Source organism: Nonomuraea sp. NPDC005692 (assembly GCF_040631115.1).
In the GTDB taxonomy this organism is placed as follows: domain Bacteria; phylum Actinomycetota; class Actinomycetes; order Streptosporangiales; family Streptosporangiaceae; genus Nonomuraea.
On the sequence record NZ_JBEXYU010000004.1, the window covers coordinates 72,169 to 95,695 of the forward strand.

Below are 23,527 nucleotides of genomic sequence, written 5' to 3' on the forward strand. Positions count from 1 at the left end.
ATGAACGCGAACATCCGGTCGCGGGCCGCATGACCGGTCCAGGCGACGAGCAGCCCGTGGTCCTCGCCCCCCTGGCGGCCGCGGAGCACAGCGAACTGCTCGACACCACTCCCGGGCTGTGGGTGGACGACGGCGACGACGACGATCCGGTGCTGGTGCGCGCCGACGGACGGCCGGTGGACACCTGGCGGCAGCACTACCCCTACGACGAGCGCCTGTCCAGGGAGGTCTACGAGCGGGACAAGCGGCTGCTGCAGATCGAGCTGCTCAAGCTGCAGTACTGGATCAAGGGCAGCGGCCGCCGGCTGGTGGTGCTGTTCGAGGGGCGCGACGCGGCCGGCAAGGGCGGCACGATCAAGCGCTTCATGGAGCACCTCAACCCGCGCGGGGCCACGGTGGTCGCGCTGGAGAAGCCGAGCGAGCGCGAGCGCGGCCAGTGGTACTTCCAGCGCTACATCGCCCATCTGCCGGCCAACGGGGAGATCGTGCTGTTCGACCGCTCCTGGTACAACCGGGCGGGGGTAGAGCGGGTCATGGGCTTCTGCGACGTGCACGAGTACCTGGAGTTCATGGAGCAGGTGCCCCGCCTGGAGGACCTGCTGGTGGACTCGGGGCTGCACCTGGTCAAGCTCTGGTTCTCGGTCTCGCGGGCCGAGCAGCGCACCCGGTTCATCATCCGCCAGGTGGACCCGGTGCGGCAGTGGAAGTTGTCGCCGATGGACCTGGCGTCCCTCCGCAAATGGGACGACTACACCCAGGCCAAGGAGGACATGTTCCTGCACACCGACACCGAGTCGGCGCCCTGGACCGTCATCAAGAGCAACGACAAGAAACGCGCCCGGCTGGAGGCCATGCGTCACGTGCTCAGCCTCTTCGACTACGACGACAAGGACGACGAGGTCGTCGGCGTGCCCGACCCGCGGATCGTGATCTCGGCGGGGGACATCTTCGACGAGGACCACGTCGCCTCCCAGGGCACCGACCCGTGACCGTCCGGCGCCGGCCGGCGGCCGGTGGTCAGGGGGCCCTCGCCGCCCCCTGACCGGCCCGTCGTCAGGCGGGCAGGACGTTCTGGGGGTACTCGCCCTCGTAGTTGCCCGGGTTCTCGAAGACGAACACGATGTAGGTCTCGAACCCGTCGGGGCCCTGGCCGGCGACGCGGGCCGCGCCGACCTTCCTGGTGTCCTTCCAGACGAGCTGGCTGAAGTGGCCGGTCTTGGCCGGGTCGCCCGGCGGGTTCGCCCAGTTGTAGTCGGCGATCTCGTTGTACCAGGCGGTCACGGCGTCGCCGGCGGTCTTCGGCGTGGAGCCGGAGGACATGCCCCAGAAGATGTTCTCGCCGGTGGTGTCGCGCAGGCCGTCGTGGCCGGCCGACAGCTTCGCGTACTCCGAGCGCGAGGACGCGCGCTCCTTGGCGTACTCGACGAGCTTGGCGTCCATCTCCATGGGGGGCGCGTGGTGCTTGGCGCGGTAGGCGTTGGCCTCGTTCAGTGCTTCGGCCAGAAAGCTGTCGCTGGTCGCGTCCGGAAGGGCGGGACGGGGTCCGGCCATCACGATCACCTCGTCGTGAACGGGAGAAGTGGGGACCACCGAAGCCTGCGCCCGGGCGGGCCGCCGGTCAACGTCCGGATGCGGCCAGAGGGCCCCGGCGAAAGGGCCGCATGAATTCCTGCCATTGATTCTGAAATCAATTCCGGCGTGCTAGATTCGGGAGGCTTAAATGCTCGGGTAAGCATGAATTCCTGCTCATTGGAGAATGATGAAATCGCTGGTCGTCGAGCGTATTGAGATATTCGTCGTGGAATTGCCGTCCATCCGTTCGTTCAGCATTTCAGGAGGAAACGTCACCACCGAGGGGAAGCCCGCCGAGCGGGTTCTCGTCAAGGTGACGGCCGGCGGGGTGACCGGCTGGGGCGAGGCCACGCCGACGCCCGCCTGGACGTACGAGACCGTGGAGTCGATCTCGACGACGATCGCCGGCTACCTGGCCCCCGCCCTCCTCGGCCGCCCGGCCTGGGACCTGGACGGCGCCTGCGCGGCCTACGAGAAGGTGATCAACCGCGGGCTGACGATCGGGTCGCCCATCGCCAAGTCCGCGCTCGACATCGCCCTGCACGACCTGCTCGGCCGGGCTCTCGGGGTGCCCGTCGGCGTGCTGTGGGGCCAGCGCCGCCTCGACCGGATCACGCTCGGCTGGATCGTGGCCGGTCAGACGCCCGGCGAGGTGCGGCAGGCGGTCGAGGAGGGGCGGGCGGAGGGCTACCACGCGTTCAAGGTCAAGGTCGGCCTGCACGACGAGGCGACGGACGTGTCCGTCGTCGCGGCCGTCAGGGAGGCGGCCCCCGACGCGCCGCTGTGGGTGGACGCCAACCAGGCCTACACGGTGGACGGCGCGCTGCGCATGGCCCGCCGGCTGGCCGACCTGGACGTCACGGCGTTCGAGCAGCCGCTGCCCGCCAACGACGTCACCGGGCTGCGCCGCCTGCGCGACCACAGCCCGCTCCCGGTCGCGCTCGACGAGAGCCTGCGCCATCCCACAGACCTGGCCACGTTCGTCAAGCTCGACGCCGTCGACATCGCCATCGCCAAGGTGCAGCGGTCGGGCGGGCTGACGTTGTCGCGCCGGCTGTGCCAGCTCGCCGAGGACGCCGGGCTGCGCATCATGGGCTCGGGGCTGACGGACACCGACCTGGGGTTCGCCGCCTCGCTGCACCTGTTCGCGGCGTTCGGCGTGGACACCCCGGTCGACCTCAACGGCCGCCAGTTCGTGCGCTCGGCCTACGTCGGCGGCCCGACGGTGGAGGTCTCGGGCGGGACGGCCCTGGTGCCCACCGGCCCCGGCCTCGGCGTCGAGGTGGACGAGGAAGCCGTCCGCGCCCTGTCCACGGCCCACTGGACCGTCTGACGAACGAATAAGCCGGGGCCGGGACGCGTGTCCCGGCCCCGGTTCCCCTCTCAGCGCAGCCAGTCGTCCAGGTGCGCGGCGACGAACCCGTCGTCCACCAGCCACGGATAGGCCGCGCCCACCCGTGCGATCTCCGCGGCCTGTCCGGGCGAGAGCCCCTCGTCCGGGTCCAGGCACCACGTCCCGGCCAGCAGGCCCTGGCGGCGCAGCACCTCGTGCACCCCGGCGATGCAGCCGCGGAAGCCGCCCGCCACGTCGAACACCGCGCCGTTGGCGTCGGTCAGGTCGCCGGCGCGGGCCAGCAGGGAACGCAGGACCTCGTCGTCGCCCGCCCACGCCCGGCGCACCTCGTCGAACATGAGCACCGCGGCCCGCGTCCACACCGCCCACTGGCCGAGCAGCCCGCCGACGATCCGGCGGCCCGCGACGGGGGCGAGCAGGTCGGCCAGGATGTTGTCGTCGTTGCCGGTGTAGAGCGCGATGTCGTCGCCGCGCCCGGACGCCGCCACCGCCCTGACCACGTCGAGCGTGCGGTACCGGTCGAAGGGCGCCATCTTGATCGCCACCACCGACTCCTGCTCGCTCAGCGACCTCCAGAACGACGGGCCGAGCCGGCGTCCGCCCACCGCCTCCTGGAGGTAGAAGCCGATCACCGGCAGCACCTCGCCCACCGCCCTGGCCCGCGCCAGCAGCTCCGGCTCGCCCGCGCCGGGCACCTGGGGCGACAGCAGCACGGCGTGGTAGCCCAGCGAGGCGGCGAGCTCCGCCTCCGCCACGGCCTGGGCGGTCCCGCCGCACGCGCCCGCGACCATGACGAACGGCCGCCCCGCCTCCTTCGCCACGACCTCGGCGGCGAGCTCCAGCACCGGCCGCAGCAGGCCCGCCCGGCGGATCTCGAACTGCGTCGTGTGCACCGCCACGGCCGCGCCGCCCGCCCCGGAGGCCAGGTAGTAGCGGGTGAGCGCGCGCTGGCGGCGCTCGTCCAGGGCGCGCCCGCCGGTCAGCGCCAGCGGGTGGGCGGGGATGACCGTCCCCTCCCGCAGCAGGCCGATCGACATCTCAGAACCTCCCGTCGCGTACCGCGAACTTGGTCGGCCTGCCCGACAGGGGCAGCCCGCGCGACAACCAGCCGGCCTGCCAGGCGATCAGGGTGTCCAGCGGCACGTCCGGGTAGCCGAACAGGCCGTGGCAGCGCGAGGCGTCGCTGAGCAGCGCGGTGCCGCTCTCGCCGCCGGTGAAGGACGCCTTCGTCCCCATCGCGGCGGCCAGCCGGGCCGCCGTGCGCCGCACCGAGGCGGTCTCCGGGCCGGTCAGGTTCAGGGTGAACGCCTCCGGGGCGCGCGCGTGGCGCAACGACCGCAGCGCGACCTCGTTCGCGTACCCCTGCCAGACGACGTTGACGTGCCCGGTGGTGAGGTCGACCGGCTCGCCCGCCGCCACGGTGGCCGCCAGGTCGGCCAGCACGCCGTAGCGCAGGTCCACCGCGTAGTTCAGGCGCAGGATCGCGACCCTGGTGCCGTACGCCGCGGCGGCGTGCTCGAAGACGCGTTCCCGGCCCAGGCAGCTCATCGCGTACTCGCCCACCGGGTCCGGCCGGTCCTCCTCGGCGCTGCCGCCGCCGGCCACGTCCACCAGCGGGTACACGTTGCCGGTGGAGAACACCGCGATCGCGGAGTCGCGGTAGCGCCGGGCCACGGCGGCCGGCAGCGCCGCGTTGACCGCCCACGCCTGGTACGGCGCCGCCGACGTGCCGAACTTGGCGCCCGCCATGAACACGACGTTGGCCGCGTCGGGCAGCCCGGCCAGGTCGCCGCCGGACATCAGGTCGGAGGCGACCACCTCGACGCCCTCGTCGGCCAGCGCCCGCGCCGCCCGGCCGTCCGACCAGCGGGACACGGCGTACACGCGGGCCGAGCCGCGGCCCGCCGCCTCCAGGGCCCGCCGGGCCAGCCGGACCAGGCTCGGCCCCATCTTGCCGCCCGCGCCGAGCACGACGAGGTCGCCGTCCAGGCCGGCGACGTCGGCGGCCAGCGCGGCCGACGGGGTGGCCAGCCGGTCCTCCAGCTCCTGCTCAGAGGTGAACACGCACGGCTCCTTCGGGTCGCCGGCAGGCCACGCCCATCCGGTCCGGCAGGGGGAGGTGATCGGCCGTCCGCCCGGCGACGCCGGCCGCGGCGATCAGGGGGATCACCGTCCCAGCACCGTTCGGAAGGCGGCCAGGGCCTCGCCGACGGGCGCCGCGTCGGGGTACCAGGCGCGTTCCCACTCCAGCGCCAGGAAGCCCGCGTAGCCGATCCGGTCCAGCTCGGCCAGCACGCCGGGCACGCCCACCGCGCCCTTGCCCGGCAGCACCGGCGCGAGGTCGGCGGGCGAGGCCGCGTCCTTGATCTGCACGTGCCGCAGGTACGGCCCCAACGCGTCCGCGGTGGCCGCGGCGCTCTCGCCGGCCCGCCACGGGTTGACCACGTCCCACAGCGCGCCGACGCGCGGCGAGCCGACCCCGGCCAGCACGCCGGCGACCGCCTGGCCCGTCAGGAACACGTCGTGCGTCTCCAGCAGCACGTCCACGCCGTTGTCCGGCAGCCGCCCGGCCACGTCCGCGAGCCTCCGAGTCGCGGCGGCGGCCGGGTCGTCCTGCCCTTCGACCCCGCCGAAGACCCGCACGTACGGCGAGCCGAGCGCTTCGGCGATCTCGACGTGGCGCAGCACCTCGGCCACCGGGTCGCCGTCCGGCCGGGCCACGCGGGTGTAGGAGCACACGGCCACGATCCCGATCCCGGCGGCGGCGAACGTCCGGGCGATCGAGCGCAGCTCGGCGTCGGGGGTGTCCGGCGCGACGATCTCACCTACGGCGCAGCGCAGCTCGACGGCGGCGCAGCCGTACCGGGCGGCGGTGGCGACGACCTCCTCGGCCGGTGCGCCCGGCATGCCGAGCGTGCTGAACGCGAGCGGGTTCATGGTTGTCCCTTCACTGTGACGGTGGAACCCCGGCGGGCGGACTCGTAGACGGCCAGGGCGACGTCGAGGACCGACAGGGCGTACTCGGCACTCACCTCGGGGGCGGTCCGGCCGGCGCAGGCGCGCGCGAAGTCGGCGAGCTGCGCGGCGAACGCGGTGGCCATCTCGCCGATGCCGGGCGCGGCGACCTGCGTGGCGACGCCGCCACGGAAGGACCAGACGCCCTCGCCGCGGCTGATGCGCAGCGCGCCCTCGCCACAGACGATCTCCGCCTCGTCGGTGAACGGCAGGCCGGTGCCGGTGACCGAGAGCGTCGAACGGGTGCCGTCGGCGTGCCGGGCCAGGGCGACCGCCTCGGTCTCCACCGACCCGCCGGCGGGCCCGGCGACGTGCGCGGTGACCTCCACGATCGGCGAGCCGACCAGCATCTGGAGCTTGTCGATGCTGTGCGTGCCGACGTTGAGCACGATGCCGCCGCCGGCCATGTCGGCGTCGAGGAACCAGCGGGGGCGCGTGGGGTCGGCGTAGTCGGCGGTGCGCCGTTCGGCGGCCACCACGACCTGGCCGAGCTCGCCCGAGGCGAGGAACCCGGCCGCCGCGCGCAGCATCGGGACGAAGCGCAGCACGTGCCCGACGGCGAACACGACGCCGGCCGCCCGGCACGCCCCGATCATGCGGACGGCGTCCTCGCGCGTGGTGGCGATCGGCTTCTCCACGAGCACGTGCAGCCCGGCCGCGGCGGCGTCGAGGGTGATCGGGGCGTGCAGCGCGTGCGGCACGGTGATCACGACCGCGTCGAGGCCGCCGGCGTCGAGCATCGCCCGGTGGTCGGTGAAGACGCGGGCGCCGGCCTCGGCGGCCAGCTTCTCGGCCGCCTCGGCCCGGACGTCGCACACCGCGGCGACCTTCACCTGCCCGGCGCTCTGGCGGGCGGCGGCCACGTGGAACTCCGCGATGGTGCCCGCGCCGATGACGCCCAGGCGCAGCCCGGATGTTGTGGTCACGATTTCCTTTCCGGATCGGAATGGGCTCTGGTCAGCCCTTGAGACCCGCGGACATGGTTCCGCGGACGAAGTAACGCTGGGCCAGCACGAACACGACCAGCATCGGCAGCAGGCTCATCATCGCCGCGGCCGTCACGAGCTGGTCGTTGCCGACGAACTGCCCCTTCAGGCTCAGCACGCCGACCGGCAGCGTGTAGTTCTCCGGCGAGGTGAGGTAGATCGTGGGCTCCAGCACGGCCTTCCACGAGGTGGTGAAGGTGAAGACCGCGAGCGTGGCCAGGGCGGGCTTGGCCAGCGGCAGGTGGATGCGCCAGAACACCTGCCAGGGGTTGGCCCCGTCGAGGCCCGCCGCCTCCTCGAAGTCCTTGGGGATGCCGAGGAACGTCTGCCGCATCAGGAAGATCCCGATCGGCGTGGCCAGCCAGTACGGCACGATGAGCGGCAACATCGAGTCCAGCCAGCCCAGCGAGCGGAACAGCAGGAAGTTCGGGACGATCGTGATGACGGTCGGCAACATCATCGTGCCCAGGGCCATCGTCAGCAGCGCCTGCTTGCCCGGCAGCCGCATCCTGGCCAGGGCGTGCCCGACCATGGCGCTGGTCAGCACGTTCCCTGCCACCGCGAGCACCGCGATCAGCAGGCTGTTGACCAGGTAGAGCCCGAACGGCGTGCGCCGCCACACCTCGGCGTAGTTGTCCCACTGGACCGGGTCAGGGATCCACGCGGGCGGCACCTGGATGTACTGGGCGAAGCTCTTGAGCGAGTTGCCCAGCGCCGCGACGAAGGGCAGCAACATGACCGCCGCCCCCGCCAGCACCAGCACGTACGAGACGGTCTTACGCATAGTGCACCCACCTGCGCTGGAGCCGGAACTGCACCAGGGTCAGCGCGAGCACCAGCACGAACAGCACCCACGCCACGGCCGAGGCGTAGCCCATCTGGAAGAACTGGAAACCCTGCCGGTAGAGGTAGAGCACGGTCAGCTCGCTCGCGCCGTGCGGCCCGCCGTCGGTCATCACGAAGACCTGCTCGAACGACTGCAGCGTCTCGATGGAGGTGAGCACCAGCACCAGGAACGTGGTGCCGGAGATGCCCGGCAGGGTGATGTAGCGGAACCGGTTCCAGGCCGACGCGCCGTCGATCTTGGCCGCCTCGTAGCGCTCCTCGGGGATGGCCTGCAGGCCCGCCAGGAAGAGCACCGTCATGTAGCCGACGCCCTTCCAGACCGCGACCGCCGCCAGCGTGGGGATCACCAGCGCGGGATCCTGCAACCAGTTCTCGGCCGGCAGCCCGAGAAACCCGAGCACCTGGTTGGCGATGCCGGTCTGCGGGTTGAAGACGGCGTCGGCCACGTAGGCGACGACCACCCACGAGGAGACCACCGGCACGAAGTAGGCCGCGCGGAACAGCGCCATGCCGCGCAGCCGCTGGTTGAGCGCGACCGCCAGGGCCAGGGCCAGCGCCGTCTGCGCCGGCACGAACAGCACCGCGAAGTAGGCGGTGTTGCCCAGCGTGCGCCAGAAGACCGGGTCGCCGAACAGACGGGTGAAGTTGCCGAACCCGACGAACCTCGGCGCCGACATCAGGTCGTACTCGGTCATGCTGAAGAACAGCGAGGCCAGCAGCGGCCAGGCGGCCAGCGCGACCAGGTGGAGGAGGTAGGGCGAGGCGAACGCGAAGGCCCAGGCCCGCTCGCCCGCGCGCCGCCGCCGGGCGGGCGGCCGCGGCTCGGCGGCCACCTGCCCGGAGCGCCTGGTGAGCACCGTCACTGCGTCTTCCCGGCGTAGAAGCGGTCGATGACCTCCTGGGCCTCCTTCTGCCCGGTCTGCAGCGCGGTGGCGACCGGCGTGGCGCCCGACAGCGCCTCGTTCATGCGCTTGGCCAGGGCCTCGGTGTACTCCGACCACACGGCGTTGGTGCCGAGGTCGGTGGCCGCGTCGAGCGAGTCCAGGAAGACCGGGCCGCGGTCGGCGGGCAGGGCGGTGGCGGCCACCTTCTTGTTGATCGGGATCGCCTCGCCCAGCTCGGCCCACTTGCGCTGCGGGCCCTCGCCGGAGAAGAAGGTGATCCACTTCCACGCCGCGTCGGCCTGCGCGGGGGAGGCGCCCTTGCCGACCACCCACGAGTTGACGATCGCGACGTTGCCGCGCCCGGCCGGGCCCTTGGGCAGCGGCGCCACGCCGAAGTCGACGCCCGCGCTCACCGCGGGCAGGGTCCGGGCGTAGATGCCGTACGACATGGCGACCCGGCCGGTCGCGAACAGCGTGTGCACGACGCCCTTGCCCATGGCCTCGGTGGTCACGTAGTCGGGGGCGAAGCCGTCCTTGCCCATGGTGCGCAGCATCCAGTCGAGCGCGGCCGTGGACTGCGGGCTGTCGACGACGACCTTGCGGCCCCCGTCGGTGACGACGTCGCCGCCGAACGCCTTGACGATGGGCCACCAGCTCTCGGTGAACCCCGGCGAGTACGCGCGGAAGCCGTAGGTGTCGGGCTTGCCGTCGCCGTTGGCGTCCTTGGTGAGCTTCTTGGCGGCGGCGGCCAGGTCGTTGTAGGTCCACCCGGCCGTCGGCTCGGCCACCTTGGCTTCGGCGAACAGCTTCTTGTTGTAGAAGAGCACCGGGGTCTGGGCGCCCTGGGGGAAGCCGAAGACCCGGCCCTGGGCGTCGCGGTTCAGCTCGATGCCGGAGAAGTCGGCGGCGTTGACGGTCTTGACCCGGTCGCTCAGGTCGGCGAGCGCGCCGCGGGCGGCGAACTCCTGCACGAGCACGCCGTCCGACAGCCACACCTGGGGCGCCTGGCCGCCGGCGATCTGCGTCCTGAGCCGCTCGAAGAACTTGACGTACGGCGCGACCTCGAGCTGCACCTTGATCGACGGGTTGGCGGCCGTGAACTCCTTGACGAGCTCCCGCATGGTCGTGTCGGCCGGGTCGCCCGCGGCGGCGTAGAAGCCGAGCTTCAGGGTGACCGCCCCGGAGTCGTCGGCCGGGCCGCCGCACGACGCCGTGCCGGCCACGGTGAGGACGGCCACCGCGGCAGCGGCGAGCACGCGCACTCTCATTGGGTCCTCCAACAGGAACGAAGAGGGGGGAAGGGGGTGAGGGGGACGCCGCCGTCACGTCGGGACGCGGACCTCGACCAGGCTGCCGGAGGCGGCTCCGCAGGAGGCGCGTACGGCCAGGCGGGGCTGCAGCACGACCCGGCAGACCGGGGCGGCGGGGCCGAGCTCGATCCGGCGCAGCAGCAGCTCGGTCGCCATGCGGCCGACCTCGGCCTTGGGCGGCGAGACCGCGGTGAGCGGCACCTCCGACAGGTCGGCGACCTCGTCGTCGTAGGCGACGACGGCGATGTCGTCGGGCACGGTCAGGCCGACCCGGCGCAGGTAGGGCAGCAGCGCGGTGGCCTCGCGGTCGCCGAGGCACACCACCGCGCGCACCTTCTCGGCGACCAGCGTGTTGGCGTAGGCCAGCATGTCGGGGCCGGTCCAGACGGGCTGCCTGGCCACGGCCTCCGGGATCTCCGGAAGCCCGAGGTCGGCGATGGCCTGGCGGTATCCCGCGAAGACCTGCTCGGAGCTGGCGGTGCCGACCCGGCCGAGATAGCCGATCCGGCTGCGGCCGAGGCCGCTCAGGTGCTGCACCGCCGCGTAGCCGCCGCCGTGCACGTCGGTGCAGACGTAGGAGGTCGGGTCGGCCGGGCGGGGGTCGGCCGGCCGGCGTTCCACCAGGACGTACGGCACGGGCAGCCCGCGCAGGCGGGCCAGGTGGGCGTCGGGGTCGGCGGCGAGGTGCAGGTTGGGCACCAGCAGCAGACCGGCCACGCCGACGTCGACGAGCTGCTGGATCTGCCCGGCCTCGACGTCGGGGTCGTAGTTGGAGCAGGCCAGCACGAGCTGCACGCCGGCGGCGGTGGCCGCCCGCTCGATGCCCTGCACGACCTGCGGGAAGTAGTAGGTGTTCGACGGGACGAGCGCGCCGATGAGACGCGGCCTGGCCCCCGGAGTGACGGAGCTGGTCACGAAGGTGCCCGACCCCTGCCGGCGCCGGACGAGCCCCTCCTCGACCAGGAGGTCGACCGCGCGGCGCACGGTGTTGACCCCGACCGAGTAGGTCTGCGCCAGCTCGGACTCGGTCGGCAGCCGCCCGCCGACCGGCCAGCGGCCCTGCACGATCTCCTGCCGCAGGCGCGCCGCGAGGGTGCGGAATCGCCTTCCCCTGGGGAGGGAATTCATTCCTTCAGGTGGCTCCATAACGGGATTCTTCTCGTCATTCCAAAGTAATGTCAACCCTAAATTCACTCCGTTATTCGCGACATATTAGGAATGAATTCCCTCCTTTTGGGGGTCACCAGCGGGCCGTGACGTCCTTGTCGCGGTCGTAGGCGGCGGCCCAGTAGTGGCCCGCGGCGGTCAGGCGGTGACCGGCGAAACCGACCTCGCCGGTCGGCAGCTTCAGCGCCTCCGACGTCGCGGTGGCCCAGCCGTCGGGGCCCGCGGTCACCGTCACGTAGCGGCCGGCGGAGAAGGTGAAGCGCCCGCGCACCGTGGCGGCCACCGGCTGCCCGCTCTCCTTGTCCACCACGCGCAGCCGGACGCGGGCCGCGCCGCCCTCCACCGTCACCGCCATCGACTGCACGACCATGGGCCGCAGGCCGCTCGCGCCGGTCGTCACGGTGACCGGGGCGGAGGGCGGGCCGCGGTGACCGGCCACGTCCACCGGCACGATCCGGTAGTGGTAGGCGGTGCCGGGCAGCAGGCCGGTGTCGGTGTGGGTGAGGCCGCGCGCCTTCCCGGCGAGCGTGCCGGGGCCGGGGGTGAAGCCCGGCTCGGTCGAGCGGTGCACCTCGTAGTGGGCGACCTCGGTGTCGTCGCGTGCCCGCCCGTACGTCAGGTCCACCGTGGCGTGGCCGAACGCCACGGCCCGCGGCGGCGAGGCCACGCCCGTGGGCGGCCCGGAGTCGGCGGGCGGCTCGGGCCATCTGGCCGAGGGGCCCCAGACCGTGGGCAGCTCCCGGTAGGAGTCGTAGTGGTGCAGCGCGATCCCGGCGAAGGCCGGGCTGCCCGCGAACGTCCCGGAGACCTTGGCCAGCTCGGCCTCCAGCGCGTCCCTGCCCTCCTCTCGGAAGGTGATGGCGGCGGGGTCGCCGCTGGTCGCGATGTCCAGCGTCTCCACGCCGACCACCACCGACAGCGGCTTGCCGATCCGCTCGGCGTAGGCCAGCTCGCCGGCCGCCTGCGCGATGATGCCGGCGCCGCCGTCCGCCTGGTCGCGGTAGTCCATGATCGCGATGTAGTCGCTGAGGTCCTGGACGTGCTCGGCCATGGTGCGGGTGGTCCCGCCGTACGTGATGCCGGTGCAGCAGGCCGAGGTGTCCAGCCAGCGCGGCACGGCCGGGCCGAACAGCAGCGGCTGCCCGGAGGCGTCCCGACGGGCGATCATCGCGCGCAGCGTGTCCAGCCACTGGATCTGCACGTCGGGCTTGCCGCTGGTGAACCAGGGCAGGCTGTACGGCTCGATGTCGACGTTGATCCCGTCGAAGCGCTCCGCCGGCTTCGAGGACAGGTTGTAGTCGAGCACCCGTTCCATCTCCCCGACGGCCCGCTCGCGGTAGCGGGACAGCGCCCCCAGGTACGGCGGCCGCGTCCCGCCGGCGACGGTGGCGTGCACCTTCATGCCCCGGCCGTGCGCCCAGGCCACCAGGTCACGCAGCCCGGGACGGGCGTCCTCGAGCATGTCGCGCCCTGCGTAGGTGTCCACGCCCAGGTAGAGCGTCGATCCGGCGGGCAGGACGGTCTCCAGCAGGCGGCGCGACCCCGGGTTGAGCACCAGGTTGTAGGACGCCTTCTCCCAGATCCACATCGCCCGGTCCTGCCGGTGCGGCACCGGGGCCCGCCTGCTCGCCGCGCCGAGCGCCACGTACGTGGTGGACGACCTGGACACGTGGCCGCGCGCGTCGACCGCCTCCGCCTCCAGGCTCGCCATCACGTCGCCGTACCCGGCCGGGTTCAGCAGCGTGACGTAGCGCCCTCGCGCGCCGGCGGCGGGCTGCCAGGGGCCGCCGTTGACGCGGACCCGGACCGAGCGCACGTCCGTGCCGGTCACGTTCACCCGGACCGGCGTGGGACGCGTGAGCCGGGCCCCGTCGGCGGGCTCGGCGATCGACACGCGCGGGGCCCTGGCCTGCGGGTTGTCCACGCGCAGGGTCAGCGGCGGCGACCAGGCGCCGTAGCGGGTGTCGGCGGCCGTGGCCTTGGCGTAGACCTCGATCTCGCCGTCCAGGGCGCTGGTGTCGAGGTCGTAGGACCAGGTTCCGCTGTCGTCGGCGTCGGGGTCGGTGACCTCGGCCCGGTCCACGCGCTCGCCGTCCACCACGACCGACACGTCGTAGGCGGCGGTGAAACGGCCGGTCAGGCGCACCAGGCCGGGGGCGGGCCCGGCGGAGTCGATCACCACCGACGGCGGGTCCGCCGCGCTCGCCACGGCCGGTGTGGCCACTGTGAGCGCCACTGTGAGCGGCACTATGAGCGGCGTTGTGAGCGCGAGCGCGGCCGCCATTCTCCACAGCCTTGCGGGCATGAAGCCACCTCCATAGGAATGAATTAACGCCGGAAACGGATATGTCCGGACATTGAATCCATGAGATGGCGAAACGATAGCCCCGAATTTCCGGAAGAAGAATGGCATGAATTCCGGCTATCGAATGGCGGGGCGCTCTCGGCTGCGAGACAGGCCCCCTCGCCGACGCGGAAGGTGGGGGGGATCCCCCTGACGGGGGAGGGGGTTCGCGCGCGGTGGGGAGGAGCGTGCGCCGGGCGGTCCCTAGCGTTGCGGGCATGGTCGACTCTCATCGCCCGCGGCGCTGGCCGGCATACGGGCTGGCGGCGCTGATGCTCGGGTACGCGGCGGGCAAGGCCGCCTTCGCCGTCCAGGGCAGGCTCGGTTTCCCGGGCGGGCCGCCCGTGCTGGCGGCCGAGGCCGCGGGCTACTTCCTGGACCCGTCACTCGCGCAGGGGTTCGCGGCGGCCTCCGGGGTGCTGGCGGCCTGTGTCGCCCTGGCCACCGTCACCGCCGCGGGCCGCCGGCTGCCGCGGGCCGCGATGCTCGCCGTGCTGGCGGTGATGCTGGCGGCGCTCGGCGGGGGCGCGGGCATCATGATCCTGGACGGGTTCGTCGGCCTCGGCGTCGGCTGGCGCTGGTACCACGGGATCATCGGGCTCGTCGTGGCCGGCCTGGCCGCCGAGATGACCCGGTCCTACTGGACGGCCACCCGCCCCGCCCGAGCCACTGACCCGGCCGGGTCAGCCCCGTGAGAAGGCCGCGACCAGTTCCTCCGTGGTCAGGATGGCGTGGGCGAAGGTGGGGCCGTTGAGCTCGTGCGCGGCGTGCAACATCTCCGGCAGGTACGCGGCGGTCGCGTCGCGCACCAGCGTCACGTGGTAGCCCAGCTCCATGGCGAACCGCCCGGTGGACTCGACGCACGTGTTGGCCAGCACGCCCACGGCCACCACGTGCGTGACGCCGCGCTGCCGCAGCTGGAGGTCCAGGTCGGTGTTGGCGAACCCGCTCTGCGCCCAGTGCTCGGCGGCGACGACGTCGTCCTCCTGCGGCTGGAGGTCGGGATGGAACTCCCCGCCCCACGAGCCGCGGGCGAAGGTGTGCCGCTCCTGGATGCCGTGCTGCGTCGGGTTCGGATGGGCCCAGCTCTCGTAGTCGCCCGGCTCCCAGCGGCGGTGCGGGACGAACACCACCCGCACGCCGGCCCCACGCGCCGCGGCGATCACCGCCCGCAGGTTGTCCAGCAGGCCGATCGCCTGCGCCACCGGCCCGAGCCGCGGCCACACCTTGCCGCCCTCGGAGATGAAGTCGTTGTACGGATCGACCAGCAGCACCGCCGTGCGGCGCGGGTCGTAGGACTCGCTCATGGCCGCCTCCCCGCTCAGTTGCCGGTGGTCAGGACCATGCGGAAGCGGGCCTGCCCCGACAACATCCGCTGGTACGCCGTCGCGGCCTCCTCCAGCGGCACCTCCTCCGTCCAGGCCCGCACGCCGCTCTGCGCGGCGAACCTCATGGTGTCCTGGGTGTCCACGGCGATGCCGGAGGCGTGCCCGTAGACCCGCCGGGCGCCCCCGACCAGCTGCAGGGGAGTGACGGCGAGCGGGTCGGTGTCGATGCCGACCGTGATGAGCTCGCCGCGCCGGCCGAGCCCGTCGACCGTGCCGGACATCGCCGCCGAGCTGGTCACCGTCGCCAGCACCACCTTGGCCCCGCCCCGCGCCAGCAGCACGTCGGCGGCCTTTTCCGCGGCGCCGTCGATGTAGTGGGCGGCGCCGAGCTCGCGGGCCAGCGGCTCCTTGTCGCTCCCGCGCGCGATCGCGACCGTCTCGAAGCCCATCTGAGCGGCGAACTGCACGCCCAGGTGGCCGAGGCCGCCCAGCCCGAGGATCGCGACGGTGTCGCCCGGCCGCGCCGAGCTGCGCCGCAGCGCGTTGAACACGGTCACGCCCGCGCAGGCCAGGGGCGCCGCCTGCACCGCGGTCAGCTCGTCGGGGATCGCGGCCAGGGCGACGGCCGGTGCCACCACGGAGTCGGCGAACCCGCCGGGGTAGGCGGCGCCCGGCACCCGGAGCTCGGGGCAGAGCACGCCGTCGCCCTCCCGGCAGGCGTCGCAGTGGCCGCAGCTCCCGCCGTACCAGCCGACCGCCACCCGGTCGCCCACGGACCAGCCCGCGACGCCGTCACCGATCGCGTCGACGCGTCCGGCGATCTCGTGCCCCGGCGTGACGGGGAAGGCGGTGCCCGGGAGCGCGCCGCCGATGATCAGCGCGTCGGAGTGGCACACCCCGCACGCCTCGACGGTGATCCGCACCTGGCCGGGGCCCGGTTCGCGGGTCTGCGCCGGGGCCTGGGCCATGGCGCCGCCGGGCTCGGCGACCTGGATGGAACGGTGCAGGGCAGAAGACGGCATGGCGTCTGCTCTTTCTTCGTACGGGCAGCAGCGGCCTCGACGGGAGGCCCTCACAAGGCCACCTTTTCCACTTCCGGCTCGTTTACCCCACCGGCGCGCGAAGGCCCGGGACCCTGGCGCGGGTCCCGGACCTGGGGGCCGCCGGTCAGCCCGCGGGGACGACCGGGACGCCGCCGAAGGTCACCACCAGGCGGCCGTCCGCGGCGAAGGACCAGTTCAGGGCGCCGGAGTAGGCCGAGCAGCGGGAGCCGTTCGAGCCGGACCAGAACTGGTTGGAGGCGTCCGCGGCACCGACGATCTTGTCGTTGGCGCCGCTGCCGGAGCGGCAGGAGGTGTTGTCGCGGAACACCGAGGTGCCGCCGTCGAAGGAGAAGTTGCGCTCGGTGTTGTCGATGCCGACGTTCCCGGTGATCGACATCGTGCCGAGGTTGCGGTTGTAGGTGAAGCCGTGCTTGCCGTTGCGGTAGGCGATGTTGCGCCGCACGACGTGGTCGACCTTGATGTCCTCGCCGCCCAGCTTGTAGCCGTTGCGGTCGCCGTTGCCGGCCTGGCCGCCGTCGCTGAGCGTGCCGTTGCCGTAGGCCAGGGAGTCCTCGATGGTGACCGGGCCGATCGGGCCGGTCTCGGTCTTGGTGTAGAGGTCCCAGCCGTCGTCGATGTTGTTGCGGGACACCGCGTACCGGAAGACGTTGCCGGGGCCGACGGTCAGCTTGGCGGCGAAGCCGTCGGCGTCCTCGCCGTCGGAGTCGGCGTTGTCGTGCGAGACCGTGCTCAGGACGAGGTTGCCGGACGGCCACCGGCTCTGCGGCGTGTCGGAGGCGATCCGGGAGAGCTGCAGCCCGGTGTCGCGGTTGTACCGGGTCACCGACCTCTCGATGATGTTGCCGCTGCCGCCGACGAAGATGCCGTTGTCGCCGGCGCGCTCGACGGTGATGCCGTACAGGTGCCAGTACGAGCCGTTGACGGCGAGCCCGCGGTTGGCCGGGTCCTCGCTCTGGGCGGCGAAGTTCAGCACCGGCGTCTCGCCGGGGTAGGCCGACAACCTCTTGCGGGCCGCGGCGGTGCCGTCGTTGCCCGGGGCGATGGTGACCGTCTGGCTGAAGGCGTACGTGCCGCCGCGCAGGTAGATCGTGCCGCCCGCCGCGACGCGGGTGATGGCGGAGGTGAGCGTCGTCGGGTCGGACCGGGTGCCGGTCGCGCCGTCCCTGCCGGTCGGGGAGACGTACAGGGCGTCGGCGGGCGGGACGGTGGGCGTGACGGTCGGGGTCGGGGTGGGGCTGGTGGTGGGTCCGCCGCCCGCGGGCTTCAGGGTCCACTGCTTGGTGGCGGCCGAGTCGCAGGAGTTCTGCTGCAGGAGCGCACCCGGCGCGGTGGCGTTGTCCTTGACGTTGAGGCACTTCCCGCCGTTGGCGTTGACGATCCGGTACGCGCCGCCGGCGGCGGTGAGCTGCCAGGTCTGGGAGGCGGCGCCCGTACAGGTCTCCTGCTGCACGGGCTTGCCCGCGCTGGTGGAGGCGTCGCGGACGCCCGCGCACTTGCCGCTGTGCGCCGCCTTGACCTGGAAGCCGCTCCCGGCGGCGGTGAGGGTGAAGACCTGCCCGGCGGCCTCGGCGCAGGCGTTCTGCGCGAGTTGCACGCCGTCGCCGGTGCTCTGCTCCGGCACGGTGGCGCACAGGCCGCTGCCGCCGTTGACCAGCGTGTAGTTCCCGCCGGCCGGGGCCGCCGAGGCGGGCGTGTTCAGCACGGCGACCAGGCCGCCCGCGGTGAGCAGGCCGGTGGCCAGCACGACCGCCGGTCTCGTCGCCAAGGGTTGGTTCTTACGCACGTCCAGCTCCGTTTCGGTGGAGGAGTGGAAGGGGGATGCCGCGCGAGCCGTGCCAACCGGTTGCAGTAACAGTGGCTTCGTGCCAAGGAAAGGTCAATACGTCCAGGTAAAACTGCAAACGCTTCGAGCGTTCTGCCTGGTGGCGTCGTTATTTCTGCAACAACCGATTGCAGGAATCCTGCAATCAGCGGGTGAGGGGGAGCGGGCCGCTCTCGGGGGTGAAGAGCTGCTCGTCGAGGTGGTCGACGGCGTAGTCGATCGCGCCCGCCACCACGCACTCGTCGCCCAGCGTGGACGCCCGCACCTCCGGCATGCGCATGCACCGCCGCTCCAGCCGTTCGCGCAGCGGCCCGAGCAGCACGTCGGCCGACCTGGAGAACCCGCCGCCCAGCACCACGACCTGCGGATCGAGGACGAGCACCATGGCGGCCGCGCCCACGGCCAGGTCGTCGAGAAAGCGCCCGACGGCCTCCAGCGCGACCGGGTCGCCGTTCCTGGCGGCGGCCAGCGTGTAGCCCGCCGCGTCCTCCGGCGGCGTGCCCTGGGGGACGGCCGCGCACGAGTTGAGGTGCTCGGGCGCGTCGAACCAGCGGGCCTCGGGCAGCATGGAGATCTCCCCGGCCGCCGCCCCGAACCCTCGGTGGACCCGGCCGCCGATGATCAGCCCGGCGCCCATACGCCTGCCGACGTGCAGGAACACCACGTCCTTGGCGCCCTGGGCGACGCCGCGCCGGGTCTCGGCCATGGCGGCCAGGCGGCTGTCGTTCTCGATCAGCACCTGGCAGGGGAACATCTCCCGCATCCGGCCCGCCAGGTCGAGGTCGCGCCAGGACGGGACGGCGGCCGAGTAGATGACCCGCCCCTCGATGTCGATGATGCCGATGGTGCCGACGGCGATCGTCCACAGGTCGGACACCTCGACGCGGCCGAGGGTCAGGCAGCCGGAGACGGCCCGCTCGATCGCGGCCAGGCGGTCCTCCAGCGGCGCGTCCGGCAACACCGGCTGGCGGGTCTCGGCCAGGATCTCGCCGTCGAGGTCGGACAGGGCGGCGCGGATGTTGTGGCCGCCCACGTCGACGCCGACCAGGTAGCCGCTGTCGGCGCGGAAGCGGTAGCGGCGGGCCGGCCGGCCCATCGAGCCGGGGCTCGGCGGCACCTCCTCCACCCAGCCCAGGTCCATCAGCTCGCCGGCGACCTCCTTCATGGACGGCCGCGACAACCCCGTGCGCTCGGCCAGCGCCGACAGGGTGAGCGGGCCGGCCCGGCGCAACGCCCGGATGGCGGTCAGCGAGTTGAGCTGTCGCAGCCGTGACAGGTCGCCGCCGCGTAGATCCGCCATCGCCGTCCTTAACGTAGGTCTCCTCTGTAAGCAGAGATTATGCCAGGGGCCAGCTCGACAGCGCACCACCTACGAACCCCTTCAAATTGGGCGTTGACCCTCGGAAACCGACGGTGCTACTAATGAAGCGCTCCTTCGTAAGTTGAGAGAGATGAGGTCTGATGTCATTCGTTGACGTCGGCGAGATCAGGTGCGACCAGGCCCGGACCCGGGTGTTCGAGCACGGCTGGCAGTCGTGGAGCCCCACGGGCGCCTACGGCCTCGGGCACCTTCCGCCCAGACCCGCCGACGAGACGATCCAGATCCTCTGCTACCGGCCCGAGACGCCCGTCCCCGACGGCGTCTTCCAGGGCGAGGGGCTGCTGGCCGTCGAGACCGGTGACGGCGCGGTCGAGCTGTGGAGCGCGCCCGGACCGCTCCAGGTGCCCTCCGTCCGGGCCCGCCGGGAGGGCGACCGCCTGGTCATCTCCGCCGACGGCCCGGTACGCCACCACCGCATCGAGGGCGACCTCGACCGGGCCCTGCGCGCCTGGGCGGACGGCATGGCCGAACCCAGGACGTTCCCCGCAGTCCCGCCCATGTGGTGCACCTGGTACGGCTACTGGGACAAGGTCACCGACGCCGACGTCCTGGAGAACCTGGCGCTGGCCGACCGGCACGGCCTGACCGCCGACATGTTCCTCGTCGACGACGGCTACGAGGCCGGCATCGGCGACTGGCTGGACCCCAGGCCAGGCTTCGGCTCCCTTCCCCGCGCCCTTGATGCCGTCACCGGCTCCGGCCGCCGCGCCGGCATCTGGACCGCCCCCTTCCTCGTCGGCCACGACAGCCGCCTGTTCCACGAGCACCCCGACTGGCTGGTGGACGGCGCGTACGCGGGCCGCATGTGGAACCAGGAGCTGGCCGTCCTCGACGTCACCCACCCCGGCGCGGCCGAGCACCTGGTCCACGTGTTCGCCACCTTCGCCGCCATGGGCGTCACCCACTTCAAGCTCGACTACCTCTACGCCGGCGCCCTGGCCGGCCGCCGCCACGAGGAGCTCGACCCGATCGCGGCCTACCGGCGCGGGCTGGAGCTCGTCCGGCGCGGCGCGGGCCCCGAGGCCACCCTGCACGGTTGCGGCGCGCCCATGCTGCCCAGCATCGGGCTGGTCGACATCATGCGGGTCAGCCCCGACATCGCGCCCACCCTGCACCCCCGCTCGGGCGACATCAGCCAGCCCTCCCAGCTCGGCGCCCGGCTGACCGGCGCGGCCCGCGAGTTCCTGCACGCCCGCTGGTGGGTCAACGACCCCGACTGCCTCATCGCGCGGCCCGAGGTGGAGGCCCGGCAGGAGTGGGCGGCGCACATCGAGGGCACCGGCGGCCTGCGCGGCTCCAGCGACCCGATCGCCTCCCTCGACGACTGGGGGCTGGAGACCACCCGCCGCCTGCTGGTCCCCACCGCCACGGACCCGTCGTGATCACCGAGACCGTCCGGGCCGCCGCCAAGGAGGCCCCGCGGCGGCCGCGCAGGCGCGCCCGCGACTGGCACGCCTACCTGTTCGTCGGGCCCAGCCTGTTCGGGGTGGTGGCCTTCCTGCTGCTGCCGGTCGTCATCGTCCTGGTGCTCAGCTTCTTCAACTGGGAGCTGCTGTCGGAACCCACCTTCGCCGGGCTGGACAACTACCGCCGGCTGGCCGCGGACGGCGAGACCTGGCACGCGCTGGGCGTCACCCTCCTGTACGTCGTCCTGTGCATCCCGCTGCAGACCGTGCTGGCCCTGGTGCTGGCGCTGCTGCTGGACCGCAAGGTCAAGGGCCTGCGGCTGTACCGCTCGTTGTACCTGATCCCGTGGATGGCCACCCCGATCGTCCTCGGCCTGGTCTGGAACTGGATCTTCGACCCGCGCGACGGCGCGCTCAACAGCCTGCTCGGCCTGGCCGGCATCACCGGCCCCGACTGGCTGTCCGACCCCGCCTGGGCGCTGCCCGCGATCGCGCTGGTCAACGTCTGGCAGCACACCGGCTACACCATGCTGTTCTTCCTGGCCGGCCTCCAGGGCATCCCCAAGGAGCTGTACGACGCCGCCGCCACCGACGGCGCCACCCCCGCCCAGCGGTTCTGGCGCATCACGCTGCCGCTGCTCAACCCCACGATGTTCTTCGTCATGGTGACCAACCTGATCGGCGCCTTCCAGGTGTTCGACACCGTCTACGTCATGACCAACGGCGGCCCCAGCCAGAGCACCGAAGTGCTCAACTTCCGCATCTACGAGACGGCGTTCAAGCAGTTCGACTTCGGCTACGCCTCGACCCTGTCGATGTTGCTGTTCGGGGTCATCCTGCTGGTGACGCTGGCGCAGGTCAGGTTCTTCGGCAAGCGCACCACCTACGACCTGAGCTGAGGCCCCCCATGATCAAGCGCACCCTGCTCCACGTCGTGCTCGCGGCCGGCGCGTTCGTCTCCGTCTTCCCGTACCTGCTGGTCGTGCTGACCGCCTTCAAGACGCAGTCGCAGCTCAGCTCCACCGAGCCGTGGCTGCCCGGCCTGCCGCCGACCACCGCCAACCTGACCCGGCTGCTGAGCGGCGACTTCCCCCGGTACGTGCTCAACACGCTGCTGATGACGGTCGTGCTCACCCTCGGGCAGCTCGTCTTCACCACCTTCGCCGCCTACGCCTTCGCGCGGCTGCGCTTCCGGGGCAGGGAGGCCCTGTTCTGGCTGTACGTCGCCACCATGATGGTGCCGGGCGCGGTCACGATGATCCCCCTGTTCCTCATCATGCGCGAGCTCGGCCTGGTCAACACCTGGTACGGCCTGCTCATCCCGTACGTGCTGGGCACCCCGTACGGCATCTTCCTGATGCGCCAGTTCTTCAAGTCCCTGCCCGCCGGGCTGGAGGAGGCCGCCCGGATCGACGGGGCCGGGGCGATGACCGTCCTGCTGCGCATCCTGCTGCCGCTGTGCCGCCCGGCGCTCGGCACCCTGACGATCATCACCGTGATCTCGTCGTGGAACAGCTTCATCTGGCCGCTGATCATCACCAGCGGCGACGAGACCAGGGTGATGACGGTGGCGCTCGCCACCCTCAAGGTCGGCATCGGCGTCGACTACAACCTGATGATGGCCGGCGGGCTGATCGCGCTCGTGCCGATGGTGGCCGTCTTCGTCTTCTTCCAAAGGCACATCGTCCGGTCGGTGGTCCTCACCGGCCTCAAGTAGCACACGAACAAGAGGTCAGCGAATGTTGCAATCCCCCCCGATTCGCTGGGCCGGGGCGCTGCTCTGCGCCGCCACGCTCATCCTGTCCGGCTGTGGGTCGGGCTCCGGAGACTCCGGCAAGGTCACGCTCACCTACCGGCTCTGGGACGACCAGCAGAAGGTCGGCTACGAGAAGGTGATGGCCGCCTTCGAGAAGGCCAACCCGGGCATCGACGTCAAGATAGAACTGCTGCCCTACGACCAGTACTGGACCAAGCTCACCGCCGACGCCGTCGCCGGGACCGCGCCGGACGTCTTCTGGATGAGCCCCACCCAGTTCCCCGAGTACGTCACCAAGGGCGTGCTGGCGCCCGTCCAGGTGGACGGCTCCAAGTACCACCAGACCGTGGTCGGCTCGTTCACCTACCAGGGCAAGCTGTACGGCGTGCCGAAGGACTGGGGGATCGTCGGCCTGCTCTACAACAAGGACCTGTTCGCCAAGGCCGGCGTCACCATGCCGGACAAGCTCACCTGGGCGGCCGACGGCTCCGGCACTCTGCTCGACACGGCCCGCAAGCTCACCGTGGACGAGGCCGGCAAGCACCCCGGCGAGTCCGGCTTCGACCCCGCCAAGGTCGCCACGTACGGCTTCGCCTCCTGGAACCACTACCAGACGCAGTGGATGAACTGGGTCAGCTCCAACGGCGGCAAGCTGCTGGACAAGCCCTTCGGCAACTACACCTTCAACGACGCCGCCTCCGTCCAGGGGCTGCAGTTCGGCGTGGACCTGGTCAACAAGCACCACGTCTCGCCGCCGGCCACCCAGACCAACCCGCCCACCGGCAAGGTCACCGACATGTTCAAGGCCGGGAAGGTCGCCATGTTCCCGGCGAACAACGCGCTGCTGCCGTTCGTCGCGCCGGAGGCCAACTTCGAGATCGGCGTCGCCCCCATGCCCGAGGGACCGCAGGGCCGCTCGGTGAACCTCAACGGCCTGTCGGAGGCCGTCTCCGCCAAGAGCGCGCACCCGGCCGAGGCGATGAAGCTGGCCACCTGGCTCGGCACCGAGGAGCCGCAGAAGATGATGGCCGACGGCGGCTACGTCTTCCCCGCGCTCAACGGGCTGTCGCAGGGCTACGTCGACTACTGGAAGTCCAAGAAGCTCGACGTCTCGCCGTTCCAGAAGGAGTCGGAGGGCCAGACCTTCCCGCTGCCGGTCACCACCGGCTTCACCGGCTTCGAGACCAAGCTCAACCAGATCCTCAACGAGATGTACCTCGGCAAGCTCACCCCCCAGCAGGCCGCCGACCAGGCCGTGGCCGCCGGCAACGCCTCCGTCAAGTAGGAGCTCC

Annotated in this window: 21 protein-coding genes; 7 read left to right on the forward strand and 14 right to left on the reverse strand. The window is 72.1% G+C overall.

Annotated features, from left to right (window positions below):
- Positions 1–29 precede the first annotated feature (29 nt).
- Positions 30–989 carry a polyphosphate kinase 2 gene (gene ppk2, locus ABZ459_RS10945; protein WP_357968685.1) on the forward strand — a complete coding sequence of 320 codons (960 nt, stop codon included), beginning with the start codon at positions 30–32 and terminating at the stop codon, positions 987–989.
- 64 nt (positions 990–1,053) lie between these two features.
- Here ppk2 and ABZ459_RS10950 read toward each other — a convergent pair whose 3' ends face one another.
- Positions 1,054–1,551, reverse strand: coding sequence for a CAP family protein (locus tag ABZ459_RS10950; RefSeq protein WP_357968688.1), 498 nt, complete (start codon positions 1,549–1,551; stop codon positions 1,054–1,056).
- 247 nt (positions 1,552–1,798) lie between these two features.
- On the opposite strand from ABZ459_RS10950, the gene ABZ459_RS10955 reads away from it, so the two are divergent.
- Positions 1,799–2,905 (forward strand): dipeptide epimerase, encoded by a 1,107-nt coding sequence (locus tag ABZ459_RS10955; protein WP_357968690.1) that lies wholly within the window; start codon positions 1,799–1,801, stop codon positions 2,903–2,905.
- 50 nt (positions 2,906–2,955) lie between these two features.
- On the opposite strand, the gene ABZ459_RS10960 is transcribed toward ABZ459_RS10955, so the two are convergent.
- The 9 genes from ABZ459_RS10960 to ABZ459_RS11000 all read right to left on the reverse strand — a co-directional run bounded on the left by ABZ459_RS10960 (position 2,956) and on the right by ABZ459_RS11000 (position 13,439).
- Positions 2,956–3,963, reverse strand: a complete 1,008-nt coding sequence (locus ABZ459_RS10960) for a dihydrodipicolinate synthase family protein (protein ID WP_357968693.1) — start codon at positions 3,961–3,963, stop codon at positions 2,956–2,958.
- A gap of 1 nt (position 3,964) precedes the next feature.
- A complete protein-coding gene (locus tag ABZ459_RS10965) occupies positions 3,965–4,990 on the reverse strand; it encodes an NAD-dependent epimerase/dehydratase family protein (RefSeq protein ID WP_357968696.1) in 1,026 nt (341 codons plus the stop codon).
- A gap of 102 nt (positions 4,991–5,092) precedes the next feature.
- Positions 5,093–5,863, reverse strand: coding sequence for a sugar phosphate isomerase/epimerase family protein (locus ABZ459_RS10970; protein ID WP_357968698.1), 771 nt, complete (start codon positions 5,861–5,863; stop codon positions 5,093–5,095).
- Positions 5,860–6,867 carry a Gfo/Idh/MocA family oxidoreductase gene (locus ABZ459_RS10975; RefSeq protein WP_357968701.1) on the reverse strand — a complete coding sequence of 336 codons (1,008 nt, stop codon included), beginning with the start codon at positions 6,865–6,867 and terminating at the stop codon, positions 5,860–5,862. Before ABZ459_RS10975 ends, ABZ459_RS10970 begins: the two co-directional genes overlap by 4 nt.
- A gap of 31 nt (positions 6,868–6,898) precedes the next feature.
- Complete coding sequence (locus ABZ459_RS10980; RefSeq protein ID WP_357968704.1) at positions 6,899–7,711, reverse strand: carbohydrate ABC transporter permease; 813 nt, start codon at positions 7,709–7,711, stop codon at positions 6,899–6,901.
- The gene (locus tag ABZ459_RS10985; protein WP_357968707.1) at positions 7,704–8,636 is read right to left on the reverse strand and encodes a sugar ABC transporter permease; all 933 of its coding nucleotides are present in this window, start codon (positions 8,634–8,636) and stop codon (positions 7,704–7,706) included. Before ABZ459_RS10985 ends, ABZ459_RS10980 begins: the two co-directional genes overlap by 8 nt.
- Positions 8,633–9,925, reverse strand: a complete 1,293-nt coding sequence (locus ABZ459_RS10990; RefSeq protein WP_357968710.1) for an extracellular solute-binding protein — start codon at positions 9,923–9,925, stop codon at positions 8,633–8,635. Before ABZ459_RS10990 ends, ABZ459_RS10985 begins: the two co-directional genes overlap by 4 nt.
- A 54-nt stretch (positions 9,926–9,979) precedes the next feature.
- A complete protein-coding gene (locus tag ABZ459_RS10995) occupies positions 9,980–11,095 on the reverse strand; it encodes a GntR family transcriptional regulator (protein ID WP_357968713.1) in 1,116 nt (371 codons plus the stop codon).
- Positions 11,096–11,207: 112 nt separating this feature from the next.
- On the reverse strand, positions 11,208–13,439 hold the full coding sequence (locus ABZ459_RS11000) for a hypothetical protein (protein ID WP_357968715.1): 2,232 nt from the start codon (positions 13,437–13,439) through the stop codon (positions 11,208–11,210).
- Positions 13,440–13,696: 257 nt separating this feature from the next.
- Here ABZ459_RS11000 and ABZ459_RS11005 point away from each other — a divergent pair, with 257 nt between their 5' ends.
- Positions 13,697–14,173 (forward strand): hypothetical protein, encoded by a 477-nt coding sequence (locus tag ABZ459_RS11005; RefSeq protein WP_357968718.1) that lies wholly within the window; start codon positions 13,697–13,699, stop codon positions 14,171–14,173.
- On the opposite strand, the gene ABZ459_RS11010 is transcribed toward ABZ459_RS11005, so the two are convergent.
- The 4 genes from ABZ459_RS11010 to ABZ459_RS11025 all read right to left on the reverse strand — a co-directional run bounded on the left by ABZ459_RS11010 (position 14,162) and on the right by ABZ459_RS11025 (position 18,992).
- Positions 14,162–14,785 carry a cysteine hydrolase gene (locus ABZ459_RS11010; protein WP_357968721.1) on the reverse strand — a complete coding sequence of 208 codons (624 nt, stop codon included), beginning with the start codon at positions 14,783–14,785 and terminating at the stop codon, positions 14,162–14,164. The two genes, ABZ459_RS11005 and ABZ459_RS11010, sit on opposite strands and share 12 nt — an antisense overlap.
- Positions 14,786–14,799: 14 nt before the next feature.
- Positions 14,800–15,828 carry an alcohol dehydrogenase catalytic domain-containing protein gene (locus ABZ459_RS11015; RefSeq protein ID WP_357968724.1) on the reverse strand — a complete coding sequence of 343 codons (1,029 nt, stop codon included), beginning with the start codon at positions 15,826–15,828 and terminating at the stop codon, positions 14,800–14,802.
- A gap of 145 nt (positions 15,829–15,973) precedes the next feature.
- A complete protein-coding gene (locus ABZ459_RS11020) occupies positions 15,974–17,653 on the reverse strand; it encodes an RICIN domain-containing protein (protein WP_357968727.1) in 1,680 nt (559 codons plus the stop codon).
- A 184-nt stretch (positions 17,654–17,837) separates the two neighbouring features.
- Positions 17,838–18,992 carry an ROK family protein gene (locus tag ABZ459_RS11025; RefSeq protein WP_357968729.1) on the reverse strand — a complete coding sequence of 385 codons (1,155 nt, stop codon included), beginning with the start codon at positions 18,990–18,992 and terminating at the stop codon, positions 17,838–17,840.
- Positions 18,993–19,153: 161 nt separating this feature from the next.
- On the opposite strand from ABZ459_RS11025, the gene ABZ459_RS11030 reads away from it, so the two are divergent.
- From ABZ459_RS11030 to ABZ459_RS11045, 4 genes are read left to right on the forward strand one after another with little or no spacing between them, the layout of a single operon-like run.
- A complete protein-coding gene (locus ABZ459_RS11030) occupies positions 19,154–20,455 on the forward strand; it encodes a glycoside hydrolase family 36 protein (protein WP_357968732.1) in 1,302 nt (433 codons plus the stop codon).
- Entirely contained in the window at positions 20,452–21,378 is a 927-nt protein-coding gene (locus ABZ459_RS11035; protein ID WP_357968734.1) for a sugar ABC transporter permease, read from the forward strand. Before ABZ459_RS11030 ends, ABZ459_RS11035 begins: the two co-directional genes overlap by 4 nt.
- Positions 21,379–21,386: 8 nt before the next feature.
- Positions 21,387–22,196 carry a carbohydrate ABC transporter permease gene (locus tag ABZ459_RS11040; RefSeq protein ID WP_352353992.1) on the forward strand — a complete coding sequence of 270 codons (810 nt, stop codon included), beginning with the start codon at positions 21,387–21,389 and terminating at the stop codon, positions 22,194–22,196.
- Between the two features lie 22 nt (positions 22,197–22,218).
- Positions 22,219–23,520, forward strand: a complete 1,302-nt coding sequence (locus ABZ459_RS11045) for a sugar ABC transporter substrate-binding protein (protein ID WP_357968737.1) — start codon at positions 22,219–22,221, stop codon at positions 23,518–23,520.
- The last annotated feature ends 7 nt before the right edge of the window (positions 23,521–23,527 follow it).

Excerpts from the sequence above, each read along its gene's own strand:
- ppk2 (WP_357968685.1), top strand. The coding sequence starts at position 30 with ATGACCGGTCCAGGCGACGAGCAGCCCGTGGTCCTCGCCCCCCTGGCG.
- ABZ459_RS10950 (WP_357968688.1), bottom strand. The coding sequence starts at position 1,551 with ATGGCCGGACCCCGTCCCGCCCTTCCGGACGCGACCAGCGACAGCTTT.
- ABZ459_RS10960 (WP_357968693.1), bottom strand. The coding sequence starts at position 3,963 with ATGTCGATCGGCCTGCTGCGGGAGGGGACGGTCATCCCCGCCCACCCG.
- ABZ459_RS10970 (WP_357968698.1), bottom strand. The coding sequence starts at position 5,863 with ATGAACCCGCTCGCGTTCAGCACGCTCGGCATGCCGGGCGCACCGGCC.
- ABZ459_RS10980 (WP_357968704.1), bottom strand. The coding sequence starts at position 7,711 with ATGCGTAAGACCGTCTCGTACGTGCTGGTGCTGGCGGGGGCGGCGGTC.
- ABZ459_RS10990 (WP_357968710.1), bottom strand. The coding sequence starts at position 9,925 with ATGAGAGTGCGCGTGCTCGCCGCTGCCGCGGTGGCCGTCCTCACCGTG.
- ABZ459_RS10995 (WP_357968713.1), bottom strand. The coding sequence starts at position 11,095 with ATGAATTCCCTCCCCAGGGGAAGGCGATTCCGCACCCTCGCGGCGCGC.
- ABZ459_RS11000 (WP_357968715.1), bottom strand. The coding sequence starts at position 13,439 with ATGCCCGCAAGGCTGTGGAGAATGGCGGCCGCGCTCGCGCTCACAACG.
- ABZ459_RS11005 (WP_357968718.1), top strand. The coding sequence starts at position 13,697 with ATGGTCGACTCTCATCGCCCGCGGCGCTGGCCGGCATACGGGCTGGCG.
- ABZ459_RS11010 (WP_357968721.1), bottom strand. The coding sequence starts at position 14,785 with ATGAGCGAGTCCTACGACCCGCGCCGCACGGCGGTGCTGCTGGTCGAT.
- ABZ459_RS11015 (WP_357968724.1), bottom strand. The coding sequence starts at position 15,828 with ATGCCGTCTTCTGCCCTGCACCGTTCCATCCAGGTCGCCGAGCCCGGC.
- ABZ459_RS11025 (WP_357968729.1), bottom strand. The coding sequence starts at position 18,992 with ATGGCGGATCTACGCGGCGGCGACCTGTCACGGCTGCGACAGCTCAAC.
- ABZ459_RS11030 (WP_357968732.1), top strand. The coding sequence starts at position 19,154 with ATGTCATTCGTTGACGTCGGCGAGATCAGGTGCGACCAGGCCCGGACC.
- ABZ459_RS11040 (WP_352353992.1), top strand. The coding sequence starts at position 21,387 with ATGATCAAGCGCACCCTGCTCCACGTCGTGCTCGCGGCCGGCGCGTTC.
- ABZ459_RS11045 (WP_357968737.1), top strand. The coding sequence starts at position 22,219 with ATGTTGCAATCCCCCCCGATTCGCTGGGCCGGGGCGCTGCTCTGCGCC.